This is a genomic window from Nocardia sp. NPDC005998, from assembly GCF_040614395.1.
Lineage (GTDB): Bacteria > Actinomycetota > Actinomycetes > Mycobacteriales > Mycobacteriaceae > Nocardia.
In genome coordinates this window covers 105,071-131,859 of record NZ_JBEXUI010000014.1, presented here as the reverse complement: position 1 = coordinate 131,859, position 26,789 = coordinate 105,071, and the positions used below count along the sequence as shown (strand labels likewise).

The 26,789-nt window shown below is 65.7% G+C and carries 23 protein-coding genes; 13 read left to right on the top strand and 10 right to left on the bottom strand.

Annotation, left to right across the window (positions count from 1 at the left end; genetic code table 11):
- The first annotated feature begins 189 nt into the window (after nucleotides 1-189).
- A complete protein-coding gene (locus tag ABZ293_RS20765) occupies nucleotides 190-1,059 on the top strand; it encodes an alpha/beta hydrolase (RefSeq protein ID WP_355182879.1) in 870 nt (289 codons plus the stop codon).
- On the opposite strand, the gene ABZ293_RS20760 is transcribed toward ABZ293_RS20765, so the two are convergent.
- Nucleotides 1,034-2,773, bottom strand: a complete 1,740-nt coding sequence (locus ABZ293_RS20760) for a hypothetical protein (protein WP_355182877.1) — start codon at nucleotides 2,771-2,773, stop codon at nucleotides 1,034-1,036. The genes ABZ293_RS20765 and ABZ293_RS20760 overlap by 26 nt on opposite strands.
- A gap of 253 nt (nucleotides 2,774-3,026) precedes the next feature.
- On the opposite strand from ABZ293_RS20760, the gene ABZ293_RS20755 reads away from it, so the two are divergent.
- Entirely contained in the window at nucleotides 3,027-3,671 is a 645-nt protein-coding gene (locus ABZ293_RS20755) for a prolyl oligopeptidase family serine peptidase (RefSeq protein ID WP_355182875.1), read from the top strand.
- 81 nt (nucleotides 3,672-3,752) lie between these two features.
- On the opposite strand, the gene ABZ293_RS20750 is transcribed toward ABZ293_RS20755, so the two are convergent.
- The 3 genes from ABZ293_RS20750 to ABZ293_RS20740 all read right to left on the bottom strand — a co-directional run bounded on the left by ABZ293_RS20750 (nucleotide 3,753) and on the right by ABZ293_RS20740 (nucleotide 5,842).
- Nucleotides 3,753-4,283 carry a DUF302 domain-containing protein gene (locus ABZ293_RS20750; protein WP_355182873.1) on the bottom strand — a complete coding sequence of 177 codons (531 nt, stop codon included), beginning with the start codon at nucleotides 4,281-4,283 and terminating at the stop codon, nucleotides 3,753-3,755.
- A 47-nt stretch (nucleotides 4,284-4,330) separates the two neighbouring features.
- Entirely contained in the window at nucleotides 4,331-4,534 is a 204-nt protein-coding gene (locus ABZ293_RS20745) for a hypothetical protein (protein ID WP_355182871.1), read from the bottom strand.
- Nucleotides 4,535-4,756: 222 nt separating this feature from the next.
- Entirely contained in the window at nucleotides 4,757-5,842 is a 1,086-nt protein-coding gene (locus ABZ293_RS20740) for a sulfite oxidase (protein WP_355182869.1), read from the bottom strand.
- A 404-nt stretch (nucleotides 5,843-6,246) separates the two neighbouring features.
- On the opposite strand from ABZ293_RS20740, the gene ABZ293_RS20735 reads away from it, so the two are divergent.
- Together ABZ293_RS20735 and ABZ293_RS20730 are read left to right on the top strand one after the other, a co-directional pair.
- Nucleotides 6,247-6,846 (top strand): helix-turn-helix domain-containing protein, encoded by a 600-nt coding sequence (locus tag ABZ293_RS20735; RefSeq protein ID WP_355182867.1) that lies wholly within the window; start codon nucleotides 6,247-6,249, stop codon nucleotides 6,844-6,846.
- A 32-nt stretch (nucleotides 6,847-6,878) separates the two neighbouring features.
- Nucleotides 6,879-7,520: a response regulator transcription factor gene (locus ABZ293_RS20730; RefSeq protein WP_355182865.1), complete on the top strand. Its 642-nt coding sequence runs from the start codon at nucleotides 6,879-6,881 to the stop codon at nucleotides 7,518-7,520.
- 20 nt (nucleotides 7,521-7,540) lie between these two features.
- Here ABZ293_RS20730 and ABZ293_RS20725 read toward each other — a convergent pair whose 3' ends face one another.
- Nucleotides 7,541-9,700 (bottom strand): serine hydrolase domain-containing protein, encoded by a 2,160-nt coding sequence (locus ABZ293_RS20725; protein WP_355182863.1) that lies wholly within the window; start codon nucleotides 9,698-9,700, stop codon nucleotides 7,541-7,543.
- A gap of 468 nt (nucleotides 9,701-10,168) precedes the next feature.
- Here ABZ293_RS20725 and ABZ293_RS20720 point away from each other — a divergent pair, with 468 nt between their 5' ends.
- Nucleotides 10,169-10,552 (top strand): hypothetical protein, encoded by a 384-nt coding sequence (locus ABZ293_RS20720; protein ID WP_355182861.1) that lies wholly within the window; start codon nucleotides 10,169-10,171, stop codon nucleotides 10,550-10,552.
- 203 nt (nucleotides 10,553-10,755) lie between these two features.
- Here the strand turns inward: ABZ293_RS20720 and ABZ293_RS20715 are convergent, their stop codons facing one another.
- Entirely contained in the window at nucleotides 10,756-12,162 is a 1,407-nt protein-coding gene (locus ABZ293_RS20715) for a selenium-binding protein SBP56-related protein (protein WP_355182859.1), read from the bottom strand.
- 391 nt (nucleotides 12,163-12,553) lie between these two features.
- Here ABZ293_RS20715 and ABZ293_RS20710 point away from each other — a divergent pair, with 391 nt between their 5' ends.
- On the top strand, nucleotides 12,554-12,796 hold the full coding sequence (locus ABZ293_RS20710) for a hypothetical protein (RefSeq protein WP_355182857.1): 243 nt from the start codon (nucleotides 12,554-12,556) through the stop codon (nucleotides 12,794-12,796).
- Nucleotides 12,793-13,611: a class I SAM-dependent methyltransferase gene (locus ABZ293_RS20705; protein WP_355182855.1), complete on the top strand. Its 819-nt coding sequence runs from the start codon at nucleotides 12,793-12,795 to the stop codon at nucleotides 13,609-13,611. Before ABZ293_RS20710 ends, ABZ293_RS20705 begins: the two co-directional genes overlap by 4 nt.
- A 232-nt stretch (nucleotides 13,612-13,843) precedes the next feature.
- Here the strand turns inward: ABZ293_RS20705 and ABZ293_RS20700 are convergent, their stop codons facing one another.
- Nucleotides 13,844-14,644, bottom strand: coding sequence for a crotonase/enoyl-CoA hydratase family protein (locus tag ABZ293_RS20700; RefSeq protein WP_355182853.1), 801 nt, complete (start codon nucleotides 14,642-14,644; stop codon nucleotides 13,844-13,846).
- A 483-nt stretch (nucleotides 14,645-15,127) separates the two neighbouring features.
- Between ABZ293_RS20700 and ABZ293_RS20695 the strand changes: the two genes are divergently transcribed.
- The 5 genes from ABZ293_RS20695 to ABZ293_RS20675 all read left to right on the top strand — a co-directional run bounded on the left by ABZ293_RS20695 (nucleotide 15,128) and on the right by ABZ293_RS20675 (nucleotide 22,368).
- Entirely contained in the window at nucleotides 15,128-16,039 is a 912-nt protein-coding gene (locus ABZ293_RS20695) for a cutinase family protein (protein WP_355182851.1), read from the top strand.
- 360 nt (nucleotides 16,040-16,399) lie between these two features.
- On the top strand, nucleotides 16,400-17,104 hold the full coding sequence (locus ABZ293_RS20690) for a class I SAM-dependent methyltransferase (RefSeq protein ID WP_355182850.1): 705 nt from the start codon (nucleotides 16,400-16,402) through the stop codon (nucleotides 17,102-17,104).
- A gap of 822 nt (nucleotides 17,105-17,926) precedes the next feature.
- Entirely contained in the window at nucleotides 17,927-19,426 is a 1,500-nt protein-coding gene (locus tag ABZ293_RS20685; protein WP_355182848.1) for a wax ester/triacylglycerol synthase family O-acyltransferase, read from the top strand.
- A gap of 315 nt (nucleotides 19,427-19,741) precedes the next feature.
- Entirely contained in the window at nucleotides 19,742-21,199 is a 1,458-nt protein-coding gene (locus ABZ293_RS20680) for an NAD(P)/FAD-dependent oxidoreductase (protein ID WP_355182846.1), read from the top strand.
- 428 nt (nucleotides 21,200-21,627) lie between these two features.
- On the top strand, nucleotides 21,628-22,368 hold the full coding sequence (locus ABZ293_RS20675) for an SDR family oxidoreductase (RefSeq protein WP_355182844.1): 741 nt from the start codon (nucleotides 21,628-21,630) through the stop codon (nucleotides 22,366-22,368).
- Nucleotides 22,369-22,566: 198 nt separating this feature from the next.
- On the opposite strand, the gene ABZ293_RS20670 is transcribed toward ABZ293_RS20675, so the two are convergent.
- The gene (locus ABZ293_RS20670) at nucleotides 22,567-23,223 is read right to left on the bottom strand and encodes a hypothetical protein (protein WP_355182842.1); all 657 of its coding nucleotides are present in this window, start codon (nucleotides 23,221-23,223) and stop codon (nucleotides 22,567-22,569) included.
- 18 nt (nucleotides 23,224-23,241) lie between these two features.
- On the opposite strand from ABZ293_RS20670, the gene ABZ293_RS20665 reads away from it, so the two are divergent.
- Nucleotides 23,242-23,502 (top strand): hypothetical protein, encoded by a 261-nt coding sequence (locus ABZ293_RS20665; protein ID WP_355182840.1) that lies wholly within the window; start codon nucleotides 23,242-23,244, stop codon nucleotides 23,500-23,502.
- A gap of 2 nt (nucleotides 23,503-23,504) precedes the next feature.
- On the opposite strand, the gene ABZ293_RS20660 is transcribed toward ABZ293_RS20665, so the two are convergent.
- A complete protein-coding gene (locus ABZ293_RS20660) occupies nucleotides 23,505-24,941 on the bottom strand; it encodes a TIGR00366 family protein (RefSeq protein ID WP_355182838.1) in 1,437 nt (478 codons plus the stop codon).
- Nucleotides 24,942-25,440: 499 nt separating this feature from the next.
- Nucleotides 25,441-26,640, bottom strand: coding sequence for a hypothetical protein (locus ABZ293_RS20655; protein ID WP_355182836.1), 1,200 nt, complete (start codon nucleotides 26,638-26,640; stop codon nucleotides 25,441-25,443).
- Nucleotides 26,641-26,789 lie beyond the last annotated feature (149 nt).

Here is a 26,789-nt window from a genome sequence, read left to right as displayed (position 1 = left end):
GTGAGGAGTGTGGTGCGTGCCGGTGGGGAAAGACCATCACCCATTCGCGTGACCAGTGACCGCACCCCTCGCCTCACCTGTTCGTGCGATGCCATGCACGACCGCTTCACCAGATAGTCGGAGAGAGGCGTAACCAGGCACAACCTGTCTACCGCCGACCATCCGAACGACCAGAGAAAGAGAAGACCGATGACCGCCACCGACCTCCACACGGCCACCAGCTACGGGTCCGCGCCGAACCTCAGCATCCGAGCCGGCGACGGCGTCGACTACGCCTACCGTGACATCGGCCCCCGCACCGCCCGTCCCCTGGTCCTGCTGGTGCACTTCCGAGGCAACCTCGACAACTGGGATCCGGTCCTGATCGACGCCCTGGCACAACACCGTCGCGTGATCACCGTCGACTACCAGGGCGTGGGCGGCAGCACCGGAACCCCGGCCGACACCATTGAGCAGATGGCACGCGAAGTGCTGGCCTTCACTACCGCCCTGCGCTTGGAGAAGTTCGACCTGCTCGGCTTCAGCATCGGCAGTTTCGTCGCGCAACGAGTCGCTCTCACCCGCCCCGACTCCGTCGGAAAGGTGGTGCTGGCGTCCACCGCGCCCCAGGGCGCGCCGGGCATGCACGGCTGGGCCGCGGACGTCATCAACGCCGTCGGCGGGCCGGAGACCTCCGGCGAGCAATACCTGGATGTGTTCTTCACGTCCTCGGAGTCCAGCCGCACGGCCGGGATGGGAACCCTGTCGCGGATCTACGGGCGCACCGAAGACCGTGATGCGCCGACCGACTGGGCTACGCGCCTTGCCCAGTACGACGCCGTGGCCAAGTGGGGGATCCCGAATATCGCGCTGCTGTCCGAACTCACCGCGCTCACCGCACCAGTCTTCGTGGCCAACGGCGACAGCGACCCCATGATCCTGCCGAAGTACTCCTACCTCGTCGCCGGCCTGCTGCCCGACGCGAAGGTGACCATCTACCCCGATTCGGCCCACGGGTTCCTCTTCCAGCACCACGAGCAATTCGCTTCCGACGTCATCGAATTCCTCGATGCCGAGTGAACCGGAAGGGACGATCATGACCCGCGCACCGCAGCCACCGGACAACGACGTCGTCCAGGCCGCACTCGACGCGCACGGCGGCTTGGACCGTTGGCGGCGCGTCGCCTTCGTCACCGCCCAGGTCGAGTTCGACGGCATCGTTTGGGCAGCCAAGACACGTGAACACCCGCTCGGCCGGGCACGAGTGACCGTCGAAACCGGCAATCAGCGAACCTCGTTGACCCCCTTCGGCGGACGACAGCGCCGCAGTTCCTATGGCCCTGATCTGGCCGCCGTGCTGTTCGACGACGGACGCGTGGACCAGGCCCGTAGCCAGCCGCGCGCGGCCTTCGCGACCGACACCGACGACGCGGCATGGGACGAGCTGCAGATCGCGTACTTCACCTGCAACGACGGCAGCCGCCTCTGTTGCGCTCGCGAGTTCGTGCCCCGCGTATGACGAGAAGTGCGCATCGAGAACGACCGCAGCCTCCTCGAGACGGCCGCGCTGGAGCAACTGTCGCCCCCGAGTGCTCTCGTAAAGACGCACGGCCGCTGTCTGACGGTCTCGCTGCGCGTCGGAGACATACTCGGCGATTAGTTCCTCCGCTTCCGCCCCTCGACCGACCGCATCGAGCACCACGCAGCGCCACTGCTGGGCGACATGCACTCTCGCGTCTTGTCTCTCATGTCCGATGGATGTCACCACACTGTCGGCGAGCTCCAGCGCGGACTCGAAGCGGCCATCCAGATAGGCCAGGCTCGAACCGGTCAGCTCCAGCAGCCGCTGTGTCGGATCATCGGGATGATTTCGTTGATCGACGGTGGCTTCTTCGGATAGTGCTCGAGCCTCCGCCACGCGACCGGCATCCACCAGGTTGTGGGCGAGTAGCGCCCGGTGTCGCGTCCGCAGATGTCTTGGAATTCCGTCGAGTGCCAATGCCTTCCGTGACCGGTCGCAACGCAGCTCCGAACAGGACGAATAGAGCCCGGCAACGCTCAACTGAATCGTCGCCTCCTGCTCGGGAGGCAATGCTCGACGCAGCGCGGCGTCAGCGAAAGCCAGCGCTTCCTCGACCCGACCCGAACCATGCAACCCGGCAACGGTTTCCGCGACCAGTGCCCCGCGCAGCGGGTGCCGCGACGGCGCCAGATCCAACGTGCGCCGGCCTAGGACAGACGCCGCTGAGGGATCTACAGATCCCAGCACCTCGCACGAATCCAGCAGGGTGCGGATCGCCGCGTTGTCGCTGAATTCCGCACCATCCGCAAGCTGCATCGCCACCTCGACAGACAGCGATCCACGCGAGAGCAGCGCCCTGGCGGCCTGCAAATCGAGCGCTCGCCGCATCGAGCGCGGCACAGACGACCGCACCACGTCCAGCACCAGGCCCTGCCCGAACCCGATCCGCCCATCGATCTCGCCCAGAACATCCGCCTGTAGGAGCTCTTCCACCGGTGAGATCAGCCTCGATGCCGGCAACCCCAGAACACCGGCCAGATCATCGAGTTCGAAGTAACGCCCGAGCGATGCCGCCACCGTGACAACCTCACGAGCAGAACCCGACAGCCCCCTCAGCCGATCGCGCACGCCCGCCACGACGCGCTGCCCCAGACGCCCGCTGCCAAGCTGCAGTGCGTCCGGCTCGGGCATCTGCACCCGCCGGTCCTGCTCGAGCCGGGCGGGTAAACGGGTGCGGTGAATCGGCACGCCCGGTATTCCGTCGTCGCCCACATCCGGCAGCCGAGGGGGCAAAATTCTCCCTGGGCGAAGGTCCGTACTGGTCACACTGAATGTGTACGTGTTCGGGACGACGAGGTGCATCACCTCGATCGGGTGATTGGGGTGACGGCGGGTGCGCTGAGGCCGCACTCACTCATTCAGGTGAGTGCGACAGCTATATCGACTGCTGCAGGGTGAGAACATGTCGAGCGCCCAGCAGCCAACGAAGTGGTTACCGGCCGGGAATGGACGCGAGGGAGGTTTGATGACCAGGACGCACATAATCGTGCTGCCCGGCGGTGGATACGCCGAACACGCACCGCACGAGGGAGAACCTGTTGTCGAATGGCTGCGCTCCATCGACGCTCAGGCGAGTGTCTTCCGATATCCACTCAATGTCCGACACCCGATTCCGTTGCAGGCCTTGCGTGCCGAGATCCGGCGCCGACGGGCCGAGGGCGCACACCGAGTCGGGGTCGTCGGATTCTCCGCCGGCGGCCACCTGGCCGGACTGGCCGCCTTGGCGCCCGGAGCGGACACCGACGAAGCAGTACAGTTCGCCGTGCTCGGCTACCCGATCACGTCGATGGAGACCGAGACCTATCGTCCTGCCCGGCTGATCCTGCTCGGTGCGGATGCCAGCCCGGAACTACGCCGGTCGACCTCGCTGGACGCCTTGGTTTCGCCGCAATCACCACCGTTTTTCGTCTGGCACACCGCAGAGGACGCCTACGTAGCGCCCGAGCACACCTACCGATTGGCTTCTGCGCTGGCCGCGAACCATGTACCCCATGCAGTGCATGTGTTCCCGCACGGTCCCCACAGCCTCGGCCTGGCGCGCGGCGCCGGTGACGCCGCGATCTGGACCACGCTGGCCGATCAGTGGATCCATGAACAAGTGCGGGCCTGACGGAAATCTCTGATGGCAGCCCGCACGACCGAGTTCCCGTCTATCGCAGCGGACACAGGCACGAATTCGACTGTACCCAAGTCAATTTCGTGTGAGGTCGATACCGCCATTCAGCTCCGGCGGCAGCTGACCGCCGAGCAATCGGATGAGGGTGGCCAATAGGCCGTCGAGTTCACGACCGACCGCCTCGATGATGGGATCGTCGAAGCTGGCGAACAGCAGACTGGGCTGGTCGACGGCGAATGTCGTCTCGCCGTCCGGGCCGACGAACACCAGGGTGCGCAGGGGCGCATGCAGCATGACCGCTGGGTCGTGCCGGAACATGCGTTCGGCAATCGTGTGATTGCCCATCAGGTACTGCGTGGCCCGCCACTTCGACGGCGACCCCGCCATGGCGGTACCGATATCGCTGCGGTAGTAGCGCATGAACCCGTGCGGAGCGCTGAGCGCCGCTGTGTCGAGGACTTCATCCCAGGATCCCGCCTGCGCGAACGCGGCTGGATCCATTGGCGGAACAAGCTTTTCGTAGATCGTCAGCGCCTCCTCATAGGTTTGGGGTAACGCGACAAGAAGTCGGCGGGTCTGGTGTTCGGTCGTGCGAGAGGTGGCCATGTCTGAACCTGTCTGGTCTGTGCCGATCCGGCCTGAATCAGTCGCTGTCAGCGGTTGGGCGCAACAGCTTTCGTGTAGTCGCAGCATGCACTTGTTCGCGGCCCCTGCGGGAATTCCCAGCGGTCAGGCTTTGCCGGCGGCGGGATGTCGGGGACCTCTTCGATGGCCATCAAGGTGCCGGCGAGGTCGCGGGCGAGTTGGTGGGTATCGCTGAAGATTCCTTCGACTGCGTACACGTCGATCATTGGCATGACGGCTGCTTCCTTCGTTGCGTTGGCAGTGTCGCGATCACCGACCCACACTGCGCAGGGCGGCTCGAGTGACAGTGCGGTCAGTGTCGGACATCGTCGCCGAGACATTCACTCACCTGTTCGGGTGATGGGGAGTACTCGCATGCCGTTGCGCTACGGCGGTCGGGACGACCCATCCTGGCCTGCTGCGCGACGCCATTACGGCCTGCACACCGCGATGCCTTACAGGATCGTCAGTTTGATGTGGGCCCATGCGTTGTTGCCGTATCCGCGGGGATTCCATACGGATGCCAGGGATTCGGGTTGGGTGGCTCCGGCGTCGTCCCAGGCGCGGGCGGTGATGTTCAGGGGCCCGGGTCGCATGTCGACGGTCAGAGACCACGGCCGCCACGCCCACCGGCCGGGTGCGGGGTGCAGGTCGGCCTGCCGCCAGCTGCGGCCGTCGTCGACGGAGACGTCGACCCGTCTGATGCCGTGGCCGTCGCCGGCCATTGCCCATCCACGAACAGTCCGGGAGCCACGCGGAATCCGATCGCCCTCGGTGGGCACGAGGATGTCGCAGTTGAGCGCCAGCGACGATAGCGAGATGCCCTCGCCCGGTGCGACCGCCCCTGGGTCGGCCTCGGGCGGAAGAATGCGGTAGTCGAGGGCCTGAAAATAGTTCTGTGATGGGACCGGTTGCACGGTGACGGCGGTGACCCATTTGACGCTGCGAGCCCCGATGTAGCCGGGCACCACCACACGCACCGGGCCACCGTGAACGCGCGGAAGTGGCTGAGAATTCATCTGCCAGGCCAACAACACCTCCTCGCGCAGCGCCTTGGTCAGCGGGATGGAGCTGCCGTAGGACTGAACCGGCCGGGCCTCTTGGGCCACATCGGGGGCAGCGAATGCGACGTGCAGTCGGTCATCGTGGTGCACCCCGGCCGCCTGCAGTACATCGGCCAGCCTGGGCCCGGCCCACTCGGCGGTCGAGATCGCGCCGTGCTCCCATGGCTCCTTGCCGGGGATCGGGCGCACCGCCAGCAGTTCAGCGCGCCGGTTGCCGGCACACGCCAGCGTCGCTACCACGCTGTGTTGCTCAAAGCCGGTCGTCAGCTGGTCGTAGGTCACGGTGAGCGGATTGTCCACCCGTCCATCGACGCCCAACCGCCACTGCTCGGTGGGGATGTCGGAGAACGGACCGTGATTGCGCGCATAGAACGCGTCCACCGCGGTGATTTCGCTGCCCGCCAGCACCGATGGCGGCGGCTCGGCGTTGAACGGCAGCCGTCCCCGCACAATCATGTCCTCGCGCTTACCCCACATCTCACCGCCCCGGCAAGGAGTCGTCGCGGACTGCGACTGCGACTTCAATCCTATCGCCGGTTGCCGGGGATCTGCTCGCAGTCGACTCCGAGGCGGCGCGGTGTGCGTCGGCGTAGGAGAAGCCACTGGCGAGCAGCATTTTGTCGGGGGCTGAGACCGGTGCCGGGCACCTGGTTCCGCTTGAAGTTGGCCATCTGCTCGATGATCATCGCCGCAATCGGCACCCCACCGACACCTAGCGGCGCGAAGGGCTTCTACTGCCGACCGCGGTTCCGGCGGTGAACACCAGGCCTGGCCCAGATTTCGGCGCGGGCAGAGGTGAGCAAACCGGGACGCTCACATGCGGTAGATTGGTTATTGAAATAATCATATTATCGTTTGGATGGGCGAGAGGAGCGGATTCGATGCGACGGGAGGTCACCCGTGCGCGCAATCGCGCCGCACTCCTCGATTCGGCCGTGGCCGTCATCGCGCAGCACGGGTACGAAGCGGCTCGCGTCGGTGCCATTGCCGACGCGGTCGACCTGACCACCGGCGCCGTGTACTCGATCTTCGGCAGCAAGCGTGGGCTGCTGATCGCCGCCGCCGAGCGCATGAGAGAGGAGCAGCTCGACGTCCTGGAGCGGCTGGCGGACCCGAAACTCACGCTGACCGAGGTACTGCACGAGCTGGCGCGGATCAGCTACGAGGCGGCGACCGGCGACCTGGCGAACGTGCGCGCATCGTTCCAGCTCGAGACGATGGTCGCCGGTATGCGCGACCGCGACCTGCTGACATCGGTGACCATGGTCGAGCGGACCGATACGGCGCTCGCGCGGCTGCTGACCGACCGGCAGCTCGATAGCTCGGGCACCCGCACCACACCCGAGCAGGCTGCCCGCTTAGTGCCCGCCGTGACCGCGCTGCTGAGCGGATTGTCGCAAGAGCTGCTGTTCGCCCCCGGCGGCATCGACCTCGACTACTGCACCGACGCCGTCGCCGTGCTCGTTGGACTGATCAAGTAATGGCCGCGAGCGCGAGAACCGCCGGAGCCGCCATGCGGGTTGCAGTCGCCGAGGATCATGCCCTGATGCGGGAGGGGCTCGTGCTGTTGCTGCGTAGTTCCGGTATGGAGGTGACGGCGGCCTGTGACAATGCCGTCGATTTCATCGCCGCGGTCACCGCCGACCGACCCGACGCGGTGATCGTCGATGTCCGGCTGCCGCCGACGCGCACCGATGACGGGTTGCGCGCCGCGATCCAGCTGCGGCGGGTGCATCCCGGGCTGCCGGTGCTGGTGCTGTCGAGCAGCATCGAGCCTGAGCATGCCGGCGACCTGCTTGCCGATGGTGCGGGCGGCGTCGGCTACCTACTCGAGGAGCGGGTGGAGAAGGTGGCGGACTTCCTTGATGTCCTGCGCCGAATCGCTTTCGGCGCAACGGTATTGGACCCCGAGGTGCTCGCGCGGATCGTGCGGGGCTATCGCGCCGACCCGCTCGCGGCGCTGACGACTCGGGAACGCGAGGTGCTCGCGCTGATGGCCGAGGGCCACAACAACACCGCCATCGCCGAACACCTGCTGGTCAGCAATGCCGCCGTGCACAAACACATTCGCGCCATCTTCGCGAAACTCGATCTGGGCAGCGAGGATCGGGTGCACCGCCGCGTCCAGGCCGTGCTCGCCTACCTCGACGCCTGACGCCGAGCCACCCGCGGCCCTCACTGCGAGCAGACCGCGGTGTCGAAGGCGGCATCGATCGCCGCGCGCGGCTGGTCTTCCATGGTCAGCAGGTTGACGGTCAGGTGCACGGCGCGCCCATCGGGGGTGACCACGGATCGTGTCGTGAAGCCTTCGAGGTCTCCGCCATGTCCCCATGCTTCCTTACCGCAGCTCACTTGCCGTCGCATGAGGCCCAGCCCGTACTGCATTCGGGAATCCGGCGGACCGGCCACGGTGTGCTTCATCTCGGCGAGCAGGTGCGGTGGCAGCAGGCGGCCGTCCAGTAGCGCAATAAAGAATCGGTTCAGATCGGCGGCGGTCGAGACGAGTGCTCCCGCGGCTCCGGCCCAGGATGTGTTCATATCGGTGGCGTCGACGAACGTGCCATTGGCATCGCGATAGCCGTGGGCGTGTGGCCCGCGGATGATGGTTTCGCCGTCTTGCGGATAGTAGGTGGAATTCAGCCCGAGTGGTTCGACGATGCGACGCGCGATCTCGGCGCCGACGGATTGTCCGGTGATCTTCTCGATCAGCATGCCGGCGAGCAGGTATCCGGTGTTCGAGTACTGCCAGCCGGTTCCCGGTTCGAACAACGGCGGCTTCTTCGCCAGCACGGTGCGCACCAGATCGGCTGCTTCGAGCTGCTGCGTGCGGACGGTGTCGAAATTCTCCAGCAGTTCTTCGTCGGCGTAGTCGGGCAGTCCTGCGGTGTGCTGGAGCAGTTGGCGCACGGTGCTGCGATTGCCGTCGAATCCGTTGCCCTGCAACGTGCCCGGCAGATAGCGCTCCACCGGCGCATCCAGTTCGATCTTGCCCTCGTTCACCAGTTGGAGCACCACGGTCGCCACGAAGGTTTTCGTATTGCTGCCCACCCGGACACGGTCATCGAGGGCGAACGGCCGACCGGAGGCAGTGTCCGCGACGCCCGCGGCCACCTGGCGATCGCGGCCGGCGGCGGTGAAGACCACCTGTGTTCCCGGGATGCCCTGCCGGACAATCTCATCCAAGTTCCGAGCCAGCTGGGGCGGGATCGACTCGGGCGGGCACACCGCGGCGTCGAAGGCAGCCTTCATTGCCGTGGCCGCCTCGGTGGGCTGCGGCAGCAGGTTGGCGGTCACGGTCGCCGCGACGCCGTCCGCCGTCACGCCGCCGCGCGTCGCGAACCCGAGTGTGGCGCCGCCGTGTCCCCAGACCGCTGTGCCGCAGGACACCGGAATACGCATGAGACCAAGACCGGCCTGGGCGCCTGGTTGCAGCGCGTCGGCGGGTACAGTGCGCTGCATTTCTTCCAGCAGGTGCGGCGCCAGCAACCTGCCGCCGAGCAATGCAGTGAAGAAGCGATTGAGGTCGGCCCCGGTCGATACGATCGCACCGTCGGCGCCGCCGATCCCGTAGGGATCCAGTTCCGTTGCGTCCGTGCGTTGTCCGTCGATCACGAGATAGCCGTGCGCATGGGGGCCGCGGAGGGCGGTTTCGCCGGGCTCGGGATAGTACGTCGAGGCCAGTTCCAAAGGCTGGATGATTCGAGTGGTGATCTCGGTCCCGACGGGGCGTCCGGTGACCTTCTCGATTACCAGGCCCGCCAGCAGATACCCAGCGTTCGTGTAGATCATCCGCTCGCCGGGTTCCGCCAGCGGCGGCTTCGTCGCCAGGACCTCGCCGACCAACGTGGCGGCGTCGAACGGCTGCCGGTGCAAATTTCCTGCGCTCTTCGCCATCTTCTCGGGTTCGATATAGTCGGCCAATCCGGCGGTGTGCTGCAGCAGATTTCGCACGGTGATCCGATGTCCGTCGTACCCGTTGCCGTGGACGAACCCGGGCAGGTAGCGCTCGACCGGCGCATCGAGTTCGACCTTCCCCTCGCCGACGAGTTGCAGCATGACCGTCGCGACGAACGACTTGGTATTGCTGGCGATCCGGATCCGATCGTCAAGTGCGAAGGCGCGGCCGGATGCCGTGTCAGCGGCGCCCGAGGTGACGGCGCGGTGGCGGCCATCCTGGGTGATAACCACCTGAACACCCGGAATCCCCTGCCGAACAGCATCATCCAGCGCACTCCGCAGTTCTGGTGGCTCCGCCGCAGTGGTCGCATTCGAGTCATCGGAGGTGCCTTCCGCGCACGATGTTGTGATCGCGAGAACGGTGGCCGCTGCTGTCATCGCACAGGCGGTACGTCGAAATTGTTTCCAGGACAATGGATTCCTTTATCAGTGGGAATTTTGGGCGAAATGACCAGAACGAATTTCCGAGATCGATCGGCCATCTCAACCGTAGTTGTCCATGCAGTTCCTGACGATAAAGCCAGTGACCGAATTATCGGTATCGCAAAAGATATCGAAAGAGTATCGCCAGCGCTACGTTGGCGACACCATCGGACGGTGAATACACAAGACGACCGGTGGCAAGACGCCGTCGAGCACTCTGCGCTGGACGTCACCCAGGGGTGACGGGTACGGCTGCGGTTCGATGACCGGCACTCCATTGCTGGCAGACACGCGGCATGACACAGCCGATCCGGTGAGCCGAGTTCGCCACGTCGGGTCATGGTCATTGCCAGGCGTGGCGAAATCGGGGTTGCGCGAGGACACTGAAGGCGTAGCACCGAATTCGTCTCCAGGAGCAATGTGATGGCACCCGACGGGCCTTTCGGAATCGATCCGGAAGAATTCGAACGCGCGCTACGGGAGGTGGGGATCGAATTCCGCGACCTTCTCGGAAAGGCCGGCGAGTACATCGATCGCGCAAGCGGGAGCACACTGGCGTCGCTGCTCGGTCAGTTTGTTCAGCCGGAGCGTACGCGGCCGCCGCAGCCGGAGGGCGAGACCACCGGCGAGACCGGCAGTGGGGTATGGGTCATCTACAGCATCGACGACATCGGCGAGGCCAGGGTCGAGCAGGTTTTTCCGAGCGAGCTCGAGGCCTTGCGTGCGCACCGCGACAATACCGATGAACGCCGTCGCGTGCGGTTCCTGCCCTATGGCGTCCCGGCAACTGCGCTGGACCCGCCCTGACACAAGCTGCGGCCGCTCACCTCTCGGGCTGATCAGATCTCGGCATCGGATACCGCCGAGTGGAGCGCAGCCAGCTGACAGCGCGCGAGTTCGCAGTCGAGCATTGGTCGCGGCTCACGCTAGGACCAGCAATTTCTGCTGGTACGGACGCTTCGCCGACCGGGCGCACGCGGTCGAGATCCAGCGGTCCCGGCTCGACCCGACTACCGGTAGCAATAGGAGTCGGAGGATGCGTCGCCGCCCTGGAGGCGCACCTGATGTACCCGCAGACCTCGAAAGTCCTCGTCGTGTGGGAAGAACGACTCCTCGATGGTCATTCCGCCGTCCGGATCGGTGTCTATCACGGCCATCCAGGCGCCGACCCCATCCGGGTAGAACTGGTCGTCCCACGCGCTATAGAGCGAGTTGGTGAGGTAGACCCGCCGACCATTACGGCTGATCTCGACCATCTGGGGCCCGCCGGCAAGCGGCTGGTTCGGCGCGGCCGGGTGGGCGCTGCGGCGGACGATCCCGCCGAGCCGGATCGACCCGGTTTGTTTCGGGTCAGCCGGATTGCGCACGTCGAACTGCCGGAGTTCCCCGGTACCCCAGCACGAGACGTAGAGGTATGCGTCGTCGACCGACAGGTCGATGTCGGTGACCAGCGGCGGCACCGCGCCGAACGGTTTCAGTGCCGGCGGCAGCAGGTCGGGATCGGCCGGTTCGGCCGGAATGGTGATCACCTTGTCGACCGCCCACTCGCCACCATCGCGGTGCCAACGCCACACGGAGGCCGACAGATCCTCGGTCGAGATCACCACACCGACGAACCCCCAAGTGGCGTCCGGATCGTGCGAAGGGCGCAGCTCGAGTGGCATCTGGTACTGCTCGCCGAGATCGATCCGCTGCTGGTGCCGACCGGCGGCGAGGTCCCAGAAGTGGATCGCGTGACCGTACTTGTTGGCCAGCAGCAGCTCCGGCTTCAGCCCGTCCTCGATCATGAACGGGGCGCCCCACTCGCTGCTGATCAGCGTGTTCTGGTTGAGATGCCACCAGGCGTCGTACGCGAAGTACTGCGGCCCACGGTCGGTCTCCCATTGCCGCAGCACATCGAACGTGGCGTGATCGAGCAGCGCGATCCCGCCCGGCCCGTCCGATCCGTTTGCCGCGCCGAGGCAGGTCATGAACACACCGTCCGGCCCGCAGTGCAGCGTGTGTGGACGGGAGTAGCCGGCCTTGGCCGCGAGCTCGGAGCTGTCCACGATCTTGGACAGGGTGGGCTGGCGTGGGTCGGGCTGGGTATCGAATACGTGCAGTCGTGACGAGCGCAGACCCGGCACGATCAGGTACCGCCGAGCCAGCCCCGCACTGTGGTGACCCTCATGCTTCAGCGCGCTGCTGCAGGCGTTCCAGCCGAAATGGTGCAGCTCGTTGCCCAGGTGCGGTACCTCGGTCCAGCCCACCACCCGGCCGTAGGTGGCCGAGCCCGGATCCACATCGACTACTGACAGCGCATCCGGCTTCTGTGCCGCGCCGTCGAACGCAACAACGTATGCGAGCTGCTCCGGTGGCGCGGCCGCCGCCTCCGCTGCGCTTCGATAGAAGGTCGGGTCCAAGTCCGAGTGATTCATTTTCAGCCTCCTTCATGTCGATAGGCGGAGACCCACGCACCTCGCCCGATCTGGCGGTGCCGAGCGACTCGTGTGGTCGCATGCAGTAAAGGCGCGGGCAGGCAGCTACCAGTCTCGGCCTTTCGACCCAGATCCACCAGCTACGGCCGGCGCAGCGGTCAGCTGGCCAGGAGACGACGTGCTCCTGTGATGTTGATCCGCCACCGAATCCTTTCGACGCTGTTGCCGAAGTTCCAGGCGGCTTCCTCGAGACCGTTGCACCGCTTGGCAATTTCCTATGCTGCCGTCGCCGGGGACCAGCAAGGCTTCAGCGAGGAAAGTTGCCTCATTCTGGTGGCCGGCATTCCAGTTCCGACATCTACGGGCGTCATGAAGCGCGATAGGCGGATGCATGCCGCAGACCATGGCTCAGTTCATCAGCGATGTCGCTCGCCTTGAGCCGGGCCGCAACACGGTGCAGATCAACCTACCGCTGTTCGAGGGCTCCGTAGAGCAACATATCGCCATGGAGATAACCGGTATCGAGATGGAGACATTCGATCGCGACCACAAGCTGCGACCGTACCGGCGCGTTTTCACCGGCCGGCCAACAGAATGGTTGGGTTCGACCGGACCGAGTGCGAGCAACAAATGACCGAATCCGGCCCCGAAGATCTCAAGGCGCGACATCGTGCAATGTGGGCACTGGGTGACTACCCGGCCGTCGCCACCGAAGTCATCCCCGGGCTGGGTCGGCGTCTCGTCGAGGTCTGCCGTATCGGCCCGGGTCAGCGCGTGCTGGACATTGCGGCCGGATCCGGGAATGCGGCGATCCCGGCCGCGGAGACCGGTGCGGACGTGGTTGCGAGCGACCTCACGCCCGAACTGTTCGATGTCGGCCGGCGTCTCGCCGCCGCCCGGGGCGTCGAGTTGCAGTGGCAGGAAGCCGATGCCGAGGCATTGCCCTACGCCGATGCCGAGTTCGACGCCGTGATCTCGTGCGTAGGCATCATGTTCGCGCCGTCCCACCAAGCGGCCGCGGACGAACTGGTGCGGGTCACCAAGCCCGGCGGCACGATCGGGCTGATCAACTGGACACCCACCGGTTTCATCGGGCAGATGTTCGCCACCATGAAACCGTTCGCTCCGCCGCCCCCGCCCGGTGCGCAGCCACCCCCGATGTGGGGCGACGAGATACATGTCCGGTCGCTCTTGGGCGATCGCGTCACCGCCCTCGAGCTGCGACGCGAAAACGCAGTCATCGATCGCTTCGCCGACGGCGCCGGGTTCCGTGACTTCTTCAAGGCCTACTACGGACCGACCATCGCCGTGTACAAGGCCATTGCCGCGGAACCAGACCGGATTGCACGGTTGGACCGGGAACTCGCCGATCTCGCTTCCCACCACGACCTGGGCAACGGGCGAATGGAGTGGGAGTACCTCTTGGTCACCGCACGCCGATCGGCCTGAACTGGGCGGCAGGCGCCGGGATCGCGCGCTCGAAAGTGGTCTGCGATGAGCGAATTCGGTTCGGGCGCGGTTGTCACCGGGGCTGGCCGCCTCGACATTCCCCTCCGGACGCGAATCGACACGAAAGCCGTTGCAATGCAAGTGTCAGGGCGGAAGACGTCGGTGAGTATGCCGTCGCGAACACCGAGCGTTGGCCTGATGATGGAAGGAATATACCCACGCAACCCAGCGCCTACCGACCCGTGAACCTGGGTTCCCGGCGTTCGAGCATGGCGGATACCGCTTCGTGGTGGTCGTCGGTCTGGTGGGCGATGGCCTGTAGGGCAGCGGATAGTTCGAGCAGACTTTCCAGGCTCTGCCATTGGCCTTCGCGGAGTAGCTTTTTGGTCATCCGCAGCACATGGGGTGGATTGGCGGCGACCCGGGCGGCCAGCGTGTGGGCCGCGTCGAGCAGTGCGTCGGGCTCGACGACCGCCGAGACCAGCCCCCAGTCCAGCGCCGTGGCGGCGTCGATCGGCTCGCCGGTGAATGCCATCTCGCTGGCGCGAGCCATGCCGATGGCGCGTGGAAGTAGCCAGGCACCGCCGTCACCGGGGATGATGCCGACCTTGGCAAAGCTCTCGGCGAATGTCGCGGTGTCGGCGGCGATACGCATATCGCACATGAGGGCCAGATCGCAGCCCGCGCCGATGGCGGGGCCGTTGACCGCGGCGATGGTCGGAATTTCGCAGTGATACAGGGCCTTCGGGATGCGCTGGATCCCGTGCCGATATCCCTGCCGCAACTCGGCGGGTGCGCCGCCGAACATGCCGGCCTGGTCGCGCATGTGCTTGATATTGCCGCCCGACGAGAAGGCGGTACCGGCACCGGTCAGGATCGCCACCCGCACCGAGGGATCGGCGTTGGCGGCCGACACCGCCCGCTCGAGCGCGTCCACCGTCTCGGCATCGGATATCGGGTTGCGGGCCTCGGGGTTGTTGAGGGTCCAGACGACGACGTCGCCGGTGCGCTCGATGATGACGGGCTCACTCACGATCTACTCCTCGGGTGCAATAACGATCCGGACATCCACCGGAATTGTGCCGGTACACGAGGCGACGACGGGATCGAGGTCCAGTTCCGCGATCTCGGGATGGGAAGCAGCCACCAGATCAGCGAAGCGGTGATGTCCAGTTCCTCGTGAGGACATCGCGCTGGTGACGGCACGGCTGGCGCGCTGACCGACGACCTGCGCCGGGTGCGTGCGGGAGACTGCTTCGTGGCCATGTCGATTCATCGCTATTCGACCGACACGGTACGCGGCGTGGGCTCGGCCGGTCGGCGCCGATGTCGTCGCACTCCGCGGAAATTCGATACCGCGGCAAGCTCGGACGGGACGCTCCGGCGGTCTGGCGTCGGCCGAGCGCAGGGATGACTGTCCTACTACCCCAGCGCTATTCCGACACGCCCTTTACACTCGCGAAGTAACCTACGCCGAACGAACCATGCCCTCAGCCGTGACACCTGGGAGTAGACGATGTTTTCTCGATGGAAGAACACCGCCGCATGCGCGGCTGCACTGGTGAGCGCCGCCCTGCCGGTCGGCGCGGCCTCGACCGCACAAGCAGCCCCACAGCAGTGCCCCGACATGTATGTCGTAGCGGTTCCCGGCACCTGGGAAACGTCGAAGTCCGAACCGGGCCAAGGGATGCTCGCCGCCGTTGCCAACGGCTTGCCCGGCAACGTCCAGACCGACTACGTCGCCTACGCGGCGACCGCGTTCCCTTGGGAAGGCGACGTGTACGGCCGCTCCAAACGAGAAGCCCTCGACAATGCCCGTGGCCTGGTCAGCGCGATGGCCCAGCGCTGTGGCGCAACACGATTCGCGCTGGTGGGCTACAGCCAGGGCGCGGACGCCGCCGGTGATCTCGCCGCCGAGATCGGCACCGGGGTCGGTGTCGTATCGCCGAACCGCGTGGAATTGGTCGGACTGATCTCCGACCCCCGCCGCTCCCCCACCGACAACCTCATCGGCCCGCCCGTCCTGGGCGCGGGCGCCGGTGGCCCACGCCTGGGCGGTTTCGGCTGGCTCACCCCGAAGACGTACACCTTCTGCGCCGTAGGAGATCTGTACTGCGCAACCCCCGACGGCGACTTCGCTGCTCGCATCGCCGGATTCTTCGCCCAGATCTCCAACCCCGACCCCGCCCAGTTCGGTACCTATCAGCTGGAGGCGGGCAACCTCATCGCCGACGCCCTCGCCGCGGGTGGTCTCGGGCTGCTCAACGACCAGCTCAATAACTCGGCCTACGAACAGCGCAAACAGCAGATCGACGATTTCGTGAAGTCCGGGATCCACCAGAGCTACCCGCACTACGCGATCGGCCCCGGCGGCGCCACCCCGCTGACCTGGCTGCACCAACAGCTGATCGACGCGGCACACAACTAGCCGCTTGTGCGGTATCGGTGACCGACTGGCCGGTCGCCGATACCGCCGTCGCATCCCGTCTTTCAGCAGACCCGACCTGCACGCTCATCGGCAAATATTCGCCAGACATGCGGTACGTCGCGCCATCAACCGGCCGATACCACGAAATCCGCTCCAACGAACAAGTCGACCACTGAGAAACGGTTGGTCGCACCGGATCCCATCGGGATGGAGCGCCGCCAAAAGGCGGTCAACGACCGGTCGGCAGCTCCGCCGTTGGAGCATGCTGACAGCAGATGCCGACGAGGCCGTTCGCTCGGACCTGTTACCACCTGCATCAAGGACGTTGACAGACATCAGCAGCACTGATAGTCGTAGGCTATGACCTATCCAGATGATTTCGATTTCGAAGCCGTCTACCAAGGCACAGGCGGCCCGTTCGGGCCGGGCGTCAAACCGCCGTGGAGTATCGGGGAACCCCAGCCCGAACTCGCCGCGCTGATCCAGCAGGGCAAATTCCATGGCGAAGTCCTCGATGTCGGATGCGGAGAGGCGGCGATCTCGCTGTATCTGGCCGGGCAGGGCTACACCACCGTGGGACTGGATCTGTCGCCGACCGCGATCGAGCTGGCCCGCGCCGAAGCCGCCCGGCGCGGCCTGGCCAACGCCTCCTTCGAGGTCGCCGATATCACTTCCTTTACCGGCTACGACGGCCGCTTCGGCACGATCGTCGACAGCACGCTGTTCCATTCGATCCCGGTCGAGTCGCGGGCGGGCTACCAGCAGTCGATCGTGCGCGCCGCCGCGCCTGGCGCGTCCTATTACGCGCTGGTTTTCGACCGGGCCGCCCTGCCCGATGCACCCGTGCCGGGGCCCGCGCCGGTCACCGCCGACGAGCTTCGGGAGGCGGTGGAGAAGTACTGGGTGGTCGATGAGATCAGACCGGCGCGGATCCATGGCGACCTGCCCGAAGGCGACATCGAGCTGTCCGCGGGCGGCCCGGTGTTCCGGTTCGAGGGCATTCGCGACGAACCCACCGGCCGCAAGTCGGTTCCGGCCTGGCTGTTGAGCGCCCACCTCGGCTGATCCCGCGACAGCGAGGTCACGGGTGCGCTGAACCCCCAGGAGGGCGGCATCGTCAAGGGTTGCGGCTGTGGTGGCGAATCGGCACTCCACGACTGGTAGATATCTGGACCTTCCGGTTCTGTCCCAACAGGATTCGACTCCCTGAGATCATCTTCACTCACCTTTTCCGCCAGCGCGAATAGCTCGCGGCATCGAATAATGCTGCGCTGCAGGGGATTCGGATAAGTTTGACTGAAAAGCACTAGCAAATGTGGAGTTCCGCGCGGCCGACCCCGCACAATTCCGATGTACCACGAACATCCACCCGACCTGCAGAGTTCATGGCTTGATGGAACGTCCGGCCCGCTGTGAGTGCATCAGCAGTCCTTCAGGAGGGTGATCCGACGACTTCGCGATCGGCGTGACGCTCGAGCGGCGACAGCTGGACATCAATGTCCGATTCCCGAATTCTGTAACAGTCGCATATCTTTCGCGGAAATCCGAGACCACCGATTACATCTTGTCGGACTTCGGCGGTCACTGGGATGGTTCGCGAAAGCTGACGCTGTACCGGTACACCCGCGAGCAATTAGCAGGGTCCGCGCGTTTGCACAGAATTAACGCGGAAGGCACACGACCGCAGCCGACAGAACCCCGCGGGCCACTAAGCTCGATGACGCGTCCTCGACACACACATCGGCACCACCGGAAGAGCGGAGCGGCTCGAACGGTTCGCAGCGCCCGCAGATACCGACCGACCACAAATGCGTCGCGGCACCATCACACCGCCCGTTGAACTGAATCGGCAGTCTGTCCCGAACCAAGCGACAACGCGGAGTCCCTATGTTCCACGCCGACTTGAAAACCGCCCGACACCTGGAAGCCCGCATCATGACACCGGGCCAACTCACCAGTGGCACATCCGCTGACCGAGCGACACCGTCGCAAAAGATTCCGCTATCGCCCGACAACGGGCCATCCCGGCAACTCAGCTCGCTCGATGTCCTGCTGCTCAATGCCGAATCACCCACCATGTTGCTCCACGTCGGGTCGGTCACGCTGCTGGAACCACCCACCACAGGTGACGCGCTGGATGTCACGGTACTGCGCCGGTTGATCGCGGGCCGACTACATCTGATCGCACCGCTGAGATGGCGATTGCGCACTGTTCCGTTGGGTCTGGACCTCCCCTATTGGGAAGACAGCGACACCATCGACCTCGGATATCACGTGCGCGATACGCGCCTGCCCGAGGGTTCGACCGACGTGGCGCTGGCCGATCTCGCCGCCCGCCTGCACGCGCAACCGCTCGACCGAACTCGACCACTATGGGAATGCCACCTGATCTCGGGGTTGGCCGACGGCCGACAGGCCATCTACACCAAGGTGCACCATGCCCTGATCGATGGCGTGTCCGGAGCGGAGGTCATGGCCGCAGTCTTCGATATCGTGCCCGAGTCCCAGCCCGTGCCGCCACCGCCCGACGGGCTCCGCTTGGCCCGAACGCCCAATCCCGCCGAAGTTCTCGGCCGCGGCATCGCACACACGATGACCCGCCAAGCCGATCGAGTACGCCTGCCGCTGCGCCTGGGACCGATGCTGCCGAACGCACTCACCGACATGCCCAAAGTAAATCCCGCACTGCCGGGCAACGGCCCCAACGGCACCGACCGGTCCTTCGCCTTCGTCTCGCTACCGCTCGACACTGTCAAACAGATCAAGAACAGCTTCGGCGGCACCGTCAACGATGTGGTAATGACATTGTGCACCAGCGCATTTCGCCGCTGGCTCCTGGACAACGACGCACCGGCCGACGACCCGGCCGTGGCCGCGATCCCGGTATCGGTGCGCACCCAGGACCAACTCGGCACCGCGGGCAACCAGTTCTCCATCATGCTGTGCGAACTACCGATCGGCGAACACGACCCACAGCACCGCATGAAACTCACCCACGCCGCCATGCTCGCCGCCAAGGACCGCTTCCAAACCACCCCACCGGCCCTGCTGCACTACGCCACCGCGGCCCTACCGCAGATCCTGCACGGTCTGGCCACCCGCCTACTCCTGCGCGTCGCCGCCCCCGCACTCCCCTTGGCCAACATGGTCGTCTCCAACGTGCCCGGACCGCAGATACCGTTGTACGCCGGGGGAATTCAGGTGGCAGGGAGCTACCCCATCTCCATACTCACCGATCTGTCCGGCCCGCTCAACATCACCGTCATGTCCTACAACGGCCACCTCGACTTCGGCATTCTCGCCTGCACCGACGCCATCCCGGACGTCTGGAACTTCGCCACCTACTTACAAGACGCACTCGCCGAACTAGTCGATTGCGCCCATTAGCTCGTCGGGGTTGCCCGGTGGTGGAGTCGTTGAGGTAGGCCCTGGCCATCGAGCCGTCCCCAAGTGCCTCGCCGCGTTCGAGGCCGCGGCCCCGCTCCAGCAAATTGCGGGCACCCGCTCCGACGCCAGCCTCACCTTCGTCAACGCCCGCGCCCGCCCGGCGCTCGATGCCCGGACCGATTCCGGCGCTTCATCCGATTCGCGCTGTGCCCCATTCCGTCCATGGCCTGTCGACGATAGGCAGACAATATGACCGGGCGCTGGTATCCGGTGCGTCGTCTGTATGTGGTGCATTCGACGGAGAGGAGGCTGAGCATGACTCCGGCAAACAGTGGACACAAAGGTGAAGACACCTACGACGTTGTCGTCCTCGGTGCTGGTCCGGTGGGCCAGACCGCCGCCCAACGCGCCCGCGCCGCAGGGTTGAGCGTCGCCGTGGTGGAGCGGGAATTGGTCGGCGGTGAATGTTCGTATTGGGGTTGTATCCCGAGTAAGGCCCTGCTTCGTCCGGTCATCGCGGTGGCCGACGCGCACCGGGTCGATGGGGCACGGCAAGCGGTCTCCGGTGCGCTGGACGTGCCCGCGGTATTCGGTCGCCGCGACCGCTACGTGACCGATTGGGACGATACCGGGCAGGCGGACTGGGTGAAGAACATCGGCGCCGTGCTGCTCCGCGGTCACGGTCGCCTCGATGGCACCCGGCGAGTGGCTGTCGGCACCGAAGCCGGCGACCCGGTGGTCCTCACTGCACGGCAGGCGGTCGCGGTGTGCACCGGCAGCCGGGCGGCGGTACCGGATCTGCCCGGTATCGCCGAGGCGCGTCCGTGGACAAATCGCAACGGCACCGACAGCAGCCAGGTCCCCGCCCGGCTTGTTGTGGTGGGCGGCGGCCCGGTCGGCGTGGAGATGGCCACCGCCTGGCACGGCTTCGGCGCCGAGATCACCGTGCTGGCACGCACGCCGCGACTGCTGCCACGGATGGAACCGTTCGTCGGGGAACTGGTGGCCGATCGGTTCGCCGCCGATGGTGTCGAGATTCGCTTCGGTGTGTCGGTCAGCGCGGTGCGACGCCCGGAGCCACAGGGCCCGGTCACGCTGATGCTGGACGACGGCACCGAGATCGAGACCGATGAGGTGCTATTTGCCACCGGCCGCCTGCCCAACACCGACGACATCGGTCTGGATACCGTCGGACTGCCGCCGGGTGACTGGCTGGATGTGAACGACAGCTGTCAGGTGCGCGGTGTCGACGACGGCTGGCTTTTCGCGGCAGGCGACGTCAACCACCGCGCGCTGCTCACCCATCAAGGCAAATACCAGGCACGGATCATCGGGAACGTGATCGCCGCCCGTGCGGCCGGAAAGCCGGTGGTCGCGAGCGAGTGGGGCGCTTACACCGCGACGGCCGATGCCGGTGCGGTGCCGCAGGTGGTTTTCAGCGATCCGGAGGCCGCCGCGGTCGGGCTCACCGCCGAGCAAGCCGAGCGAGCCGGACACCGCGTGCGGGTCGTGGATGTCGAGATCGGCGATGTGGTCGCCGGGGCATACCTGTATGCCGATGGTTATCGTGGCCGGGCTCGCATGGTGGTCGATCTGGACCACAGCCATCTGCTCGGTGTCAGCTTCGTCGGTCCGGGAGTGGCCGAATTGTTGCATTCGGCTACCGTCGCCGTGGCGGGTCAGGTGCCGATCGACCGGCTCTGGCATGCCGTTCCGTGTTTTCCCACCATCAGCGAGGTGTGGCTGCGCCTGCTCGAGGCCTACCGAGGCTAGCTCCCCGGCTGCCTGAAATCGGTGTCGGTGCGTGTCAACGGCCGTCTCGCCAAGCGCGTAGTTCCTTCAAGGGGCTGAGGTCGTAGCGGAAGACATCGCGTCGCGCCAGGCCCGGTAGTTCGGTGCTCCGCCGGGCCAGATGTGGGCGCCGATACGAATATGACGAGTCATTGTCTGTCTGCTCCATTCCGGTAGACGGACGGGATGCGGGTCGATAGCGAAGTGCGAACCCGCATCTGCTGTCAACGCCGGATTCGGCGGCGGCTTCCCGACCCGCTGCAGGTTCTGCTTATCGCCGCCAGCGGCAGAACCGATGGCGAACCGGGATGTCCCGCAGCGGAATTCGGTTGGAACGGACTGCGGTGTCGGCGACATACCCGACGCCGGACGAATGGATCGATTCGACGAATACGAAATGAGGAGATGTGATGTCGGAACTGTCTGGACTCTCGGCCTTGGTTACCGGCGGCACCAGCGGAATCGGTCGAGCCACTGCGTTGACATTGGCTCGGCGCGGTGCCCGGGTGGCGCTGTCCGGGCGCAATGAGCGGCGCGGTAAGGAGGTGGTCGCCGAGATCGAGGCAATCGGGGGAACCGCCGTGTTCATCCCGGCAGACCTGCGGGGCGAGGTATCCGCGCGGGCGCTGGCCCGGGACGCGGTCGCCCGGCTCGGCCAGGTCGATGTGCTGGTCAACAATGCGGGCAGCTATCCGTCCGGTCCGACGGAACAGATGACCGAAGCCGATTTCGACGCGGTGTACGCCATCAATGTCAAGGCGCCGTATTTCCTGGTGGCCGAACTCGCCCCCCAGATGGCCGCACGCGGCCACGGTGCGATCATCAACGTCACCACCATGGCCGCCGAATTCGGTATTGCGGGGACCAGCCTGTACGGGTCCAGCAAGGCGGCCGTGGTGTTGCTGACCAAGGCATGGACCGCCGAGTACGGGTCCCGCGGGGTGCGGGTCAACGCAGTCAGCCCCGGACCCACCCGTACCGAGGGCACCGCGGCATACGAGGGCTTCGACGAGCTGGCGGCGACCACACCGGCGGGACGACCGGGAACGCCGGAGGAAATCGCCGAAGCCATCGCCTTCCTGGCCGACAGCCGGGCGAACTTCGTCTACGGTGCGATCCTGCCGGTCGATGGCGGGCGCACTGCCGTCTGACCGGCTCCGGTCCATGCAGGGCGAGTGGGTCGTGCCGGGATAGGCGCAGTGGAGATACGCGAGTTGCGCGCCTTCGTCGCGGTCGTCTAGGAGGGCGGCCTGTCCACGGCGGCTGCACATCAGAGACCGGCACCAAGTCTTCTGCCAGTAGTTCAGTGCGACAGCGGATTCGGCATTTGACGTTGCGGAACTCGTTGGTCAGGAGTTGGTCTCGGCCGGTGTCTGCACGGGTATTTCGCCGCCCAGCTCGTAGCCGCCGTTCAGCTGCAGTCTGTCCCCGCTCCAAAAGCGTCCAGGGTCGTACCAGTTGGCGCTGTGGTGCCGCGACAGCAGTCCCATCTCCTGGTATGTCGCGGCCACGACTTCCGCGCAGTACGCGTTCTCGAATTTTTGTGCGGCAGCCTGACGAGACTTGTTGCGCGGCAGGCGCGCCCGGCCGCGTAGCCAGCGTCCGGCGAGAGCGGCCGTGGATGGGAACGGGGTGCCGTCGAGTCGGGCGATGGTGCGCAGCAGGCTGTCCTCCATCTCCCGGGTGGCCGGACGGTTCAACTGGCGCAGCCAGGTCTGCTGACCGTACCGGTGTGCCCACACCAGCACGGCATCGCGCAGATTGTGCAGCTGGACGCCGCGGTGCACGACTCCCGACCACATATCGGGCAGCGATCGGCCGAGTTCCGCATGCCAGATCAGCGCGGGCAGATCGTCGATCACAACCGACATGCCGACATGGTTCACCGGACTGTTCGTCGTCATCCGGATCGCCCGGTCGGCGGCCGAATGACCACGGAACAGCCAGATGTCGCCGGTTCTGGTGAGCTCGAGTGCTCGGTCGAGATCGATGCCCGTACCCGTCATGGCCGTAGCCTATGCGGTATGAGGTGGTGGAAGGCAGTGGGATTGGCCGGTGCGGCCGGTGTAGTCGCGACCGGCGTGGTGATCGTGCGCGCCGAGCGCCGCCGCCGTGCCTACACCCCGGACCAGGTCCGCGAACAACTACACATGCGATTCGCCCAAGCGACCTCGGCCGGGGCAGCTGAAAGCCCCGCGCCGGCACCGCAGGACGCTCCCGGTATCCGCGTGCGCATCCGACGTTTGTTTCGACGCCGACCACAGTCGGAGCGCCGACCTGGTTGAGGTCACGGGGTGGGCAAGACCGGCGGAACGTATTCGAACGTCCTTCCGAGCAACCACACGAGAAGCAGTACCACTGGCAAGTGGAACATGAACTGCAGGAATGTGAAACCGACGAGGTCTCGCGCCCGCAGTTTGAGCACTGCCAGCAGGGGCAGCATGAAGAACGGATTGACGAGGTTGGGCAATGCCTCGGCCACGTTGTAGATCTGGACCGTCCAGCCCAAGTTCATGTGGACATCGGTCGCTGCCTGCATGACGTAGGGGGCTTCGACCAGCCACTTTCCGCCGCCGGACGGGACGAAGACGCCAAGCACCACCGTGTAGATGGCGATGACGATGGCGAAGCCGCCACCGCCGCCGATATTCGTGAAGAACTCCGCGAGGTGCGCGGAGACGGTAAGTCCGCCCCTGCCCTTCGCTTTGGTGAGTATCGCGGCCATGGCGGCGTACAGCGGGAACTGGACGAGGATGCCAGCCGTGGCGGGTACGGCCAGCGACACGCCTTGCAAGAACTTGCGCGGCGTTCCGTGGAGCACCAGGCCGAGCATGAGGAAGACGAGCAGATAGCCATTCAGGCTGCTGACAACGGTGAGTACCGGTTTGGTGACGAGCTGGGAGATCAACCAGCCTGCCGTCATCAGGCCAGCCAGGACCGACAGGGTACGGCTGTACTCGAGCCATTCCCCTGGCCGCGAGCGTGGCGCCACTTGCGCGGGCTGGTCGTCCAGATCGACATCCAGGTCCTCGGCGGTCTTGATGGCTGCGCCCTTCGGCGCCGAGAAGTGCGCGACCACCACGGTCAGCGCCATGATGATGGCGCACATGAGCAGGGACTGCCACGTGAAGATGGTGCTGCCGAAGTCGAGGACACCGGTGATCTTCAGCAGTGCCGGAGGCAGCGAGCCGGCGGTGGCCTGTAGCTGCGCGGCCGAGGAGGATATTCCCAACGCCCACACCGCGCCCAACCCCATGAACGCCGCCGCGCCGAGCGCGCGATAGTCCACGCGTAGATCGGTCCGACGGGCGATCGCCCGGGCCAGCAGACCGCCGAAAACCAAACTGAGTCCCCAGTTCAGAAACGATACCGACATGGCAAGGAACGCAACGAGACCGACTGCGCTGCTAGCGGTTTGCGGCACGGTGGCCAGCCGGTCGATCAGCCGGGCGACAGGCGGGGAGGTGGCGACGACATATCCGGTGAGCACCACCATGGCCATCTGAAGAGTGAAAGCCGTCAGATCCCAGAAGCCATCACCGAACGCGTTTACCACCGTTTGTGGCGACGAGCCGTTGGCCAGCGCAGCGGCGGCCACAATGAATACGCCTGCGAGTGCGACGACATAGGCGTCCGGGAACCACTTCTCCGTCCACCCGGCGAGCGACTGCGCGACCCGCGCAAGGCCCTTTTCGGAGCTGGCTTCTTCGATGGTGGACGTCATCCAGTTATCCCTCTTCTTTCCACACACTGCCCGTGCGCATGTGACGCACCACACACGCTCGGTTGGTCAGTATTGGTGCCAATTTGCGTGCGGGGCAATAGGGAAATGCGCAGGTACCATCTGCAAAAGTGCAGAAACTGTCGGTGGTCTCGCACTCGACAAGAAATTAGCGGCTCGTCCTGCGCCGCACTTATCCGACGAGCCTCGGATCCGTGAGCTGCCCGTCCGGCAACGCCTCCGTGACCTCAGCCAATTTCGGTGACGGGTAACGTTTTCCATTGCATCGACTTCGGGAAGCACAGCGGCACAGCAAATTTCGAAGCACGAACCGAAGTGATATCGACCGAGGGCAGATCCGGAGGGGTTCTGTTGCGGCACTGGTGATCAGCGATCCGGCCCCCGGCGTTCAAAATTCGATCACCCTGCTCACGACGCCCATTCGCCCGAATCCCGAATTCAACGACGACTTTCGAGGGTCCTGCGGACCGGACAGGGGAGGTTAGCCGCCGCCGCCAAGCCAGCGTTGCTGCAACCGCCAGTGGTTATCCCACCAGGCGCGGATGACCGCAGGATCCGCGTTCAACGGTGGCGGCGGGGATTCACCGGGAAAGAGCCAGTCGCCGTTCGACGACTCGGCGGTGGTCGAGGTCGGTGTCGACGACTCGGTGGTCGTGGCGGTGGTTGGTTCGGGCGGGTCCGTGGTTTCGGATGTGGGGGCGGAGGCGGTGCTGGGCGGGCGCTGTACCGGTGTCGGGGTCACGGTGGTCGACCAGCTCGCGGCCGACGTCGGTTCGATGGTGATGGGTTCGGACGGGGCTGTGGTCGGCGCGGGCTCGACCGTGATCGGCGCGACTGGTGCGACGGATACGGACATGCCCGGCGGCAGCGATTCCGTGGTCCGATCGACAACCTCCGACGGATGGTCGTCGCGGATCTGTGCCACCGCAATTCCGGACGCACCCAGCACGGTCGCGACGGCGGCAGCACCCAGGAGCAGTCGCCGGGTCCGGCCGCCATCGGCCGACACCACCTCCGGTAGATCTCGAAGCCGCTGGGCGGCGATCAGTGCCGCACCGCGCGCCGCGGCATCGGCGGGATCCGCAACCAGGATCACCGGCGCCTCGAATCCGAGTACCAGCATGGTCGCGATATCGGGATCCGCCGCACTCGAACCGCAGACAGCGACTGCGTCCGGTCGCATGTCGACCGAATCCAGCATCGGCAAGATCCGGCCGATCGTCTGACCCGCGGTATCGGCGTCGACAGTGCCATAACCCCACGAGCCGGATGCCGATACCGCCTCCCGATCCGGTCCGAGCAGCACGAATGACGTGTGACCGTCCGCCATCTCCAATACGAGCACGGTGCCGAATTCGTCGAGTCCCGGCTCTTCTCGGGTCAGCACGGCCAGCGCCGACCGCTCCGAGACCAGTGACGATGACGCCCATCGTCGGCCCGCCAGCTGCGACACGATCAACCGCCGCTCGGCCACCGACCGGTATACGATGGCGATGTCCTCGACCCGGGCACTGTCACCCAGAACTTCCGCGAAACCGTCGAGTACGCCAGTGATCGCGGCGCCGACCCCATCTTCGTGCGGGCGTGGCCGTGCCGCAGACGACACGATCTCCGCTACCCCGTCCGCCAGCACGACCCCGCGTACCACCGTCCGCTCCGCTGATATCCCCACTGTGGCCATGCCGAACACCCTTTACTCGGTAAGGACTCTCCGGACTCTCCTCTGTCATTCGCAACGGACGCGTCAACCGACTGCACGTCTGCCCGATTTCCTCCGGTACATCGCCAGCACTGTCGGCTTCCGCGTTCCCGACCACCAGCGTTCACCTG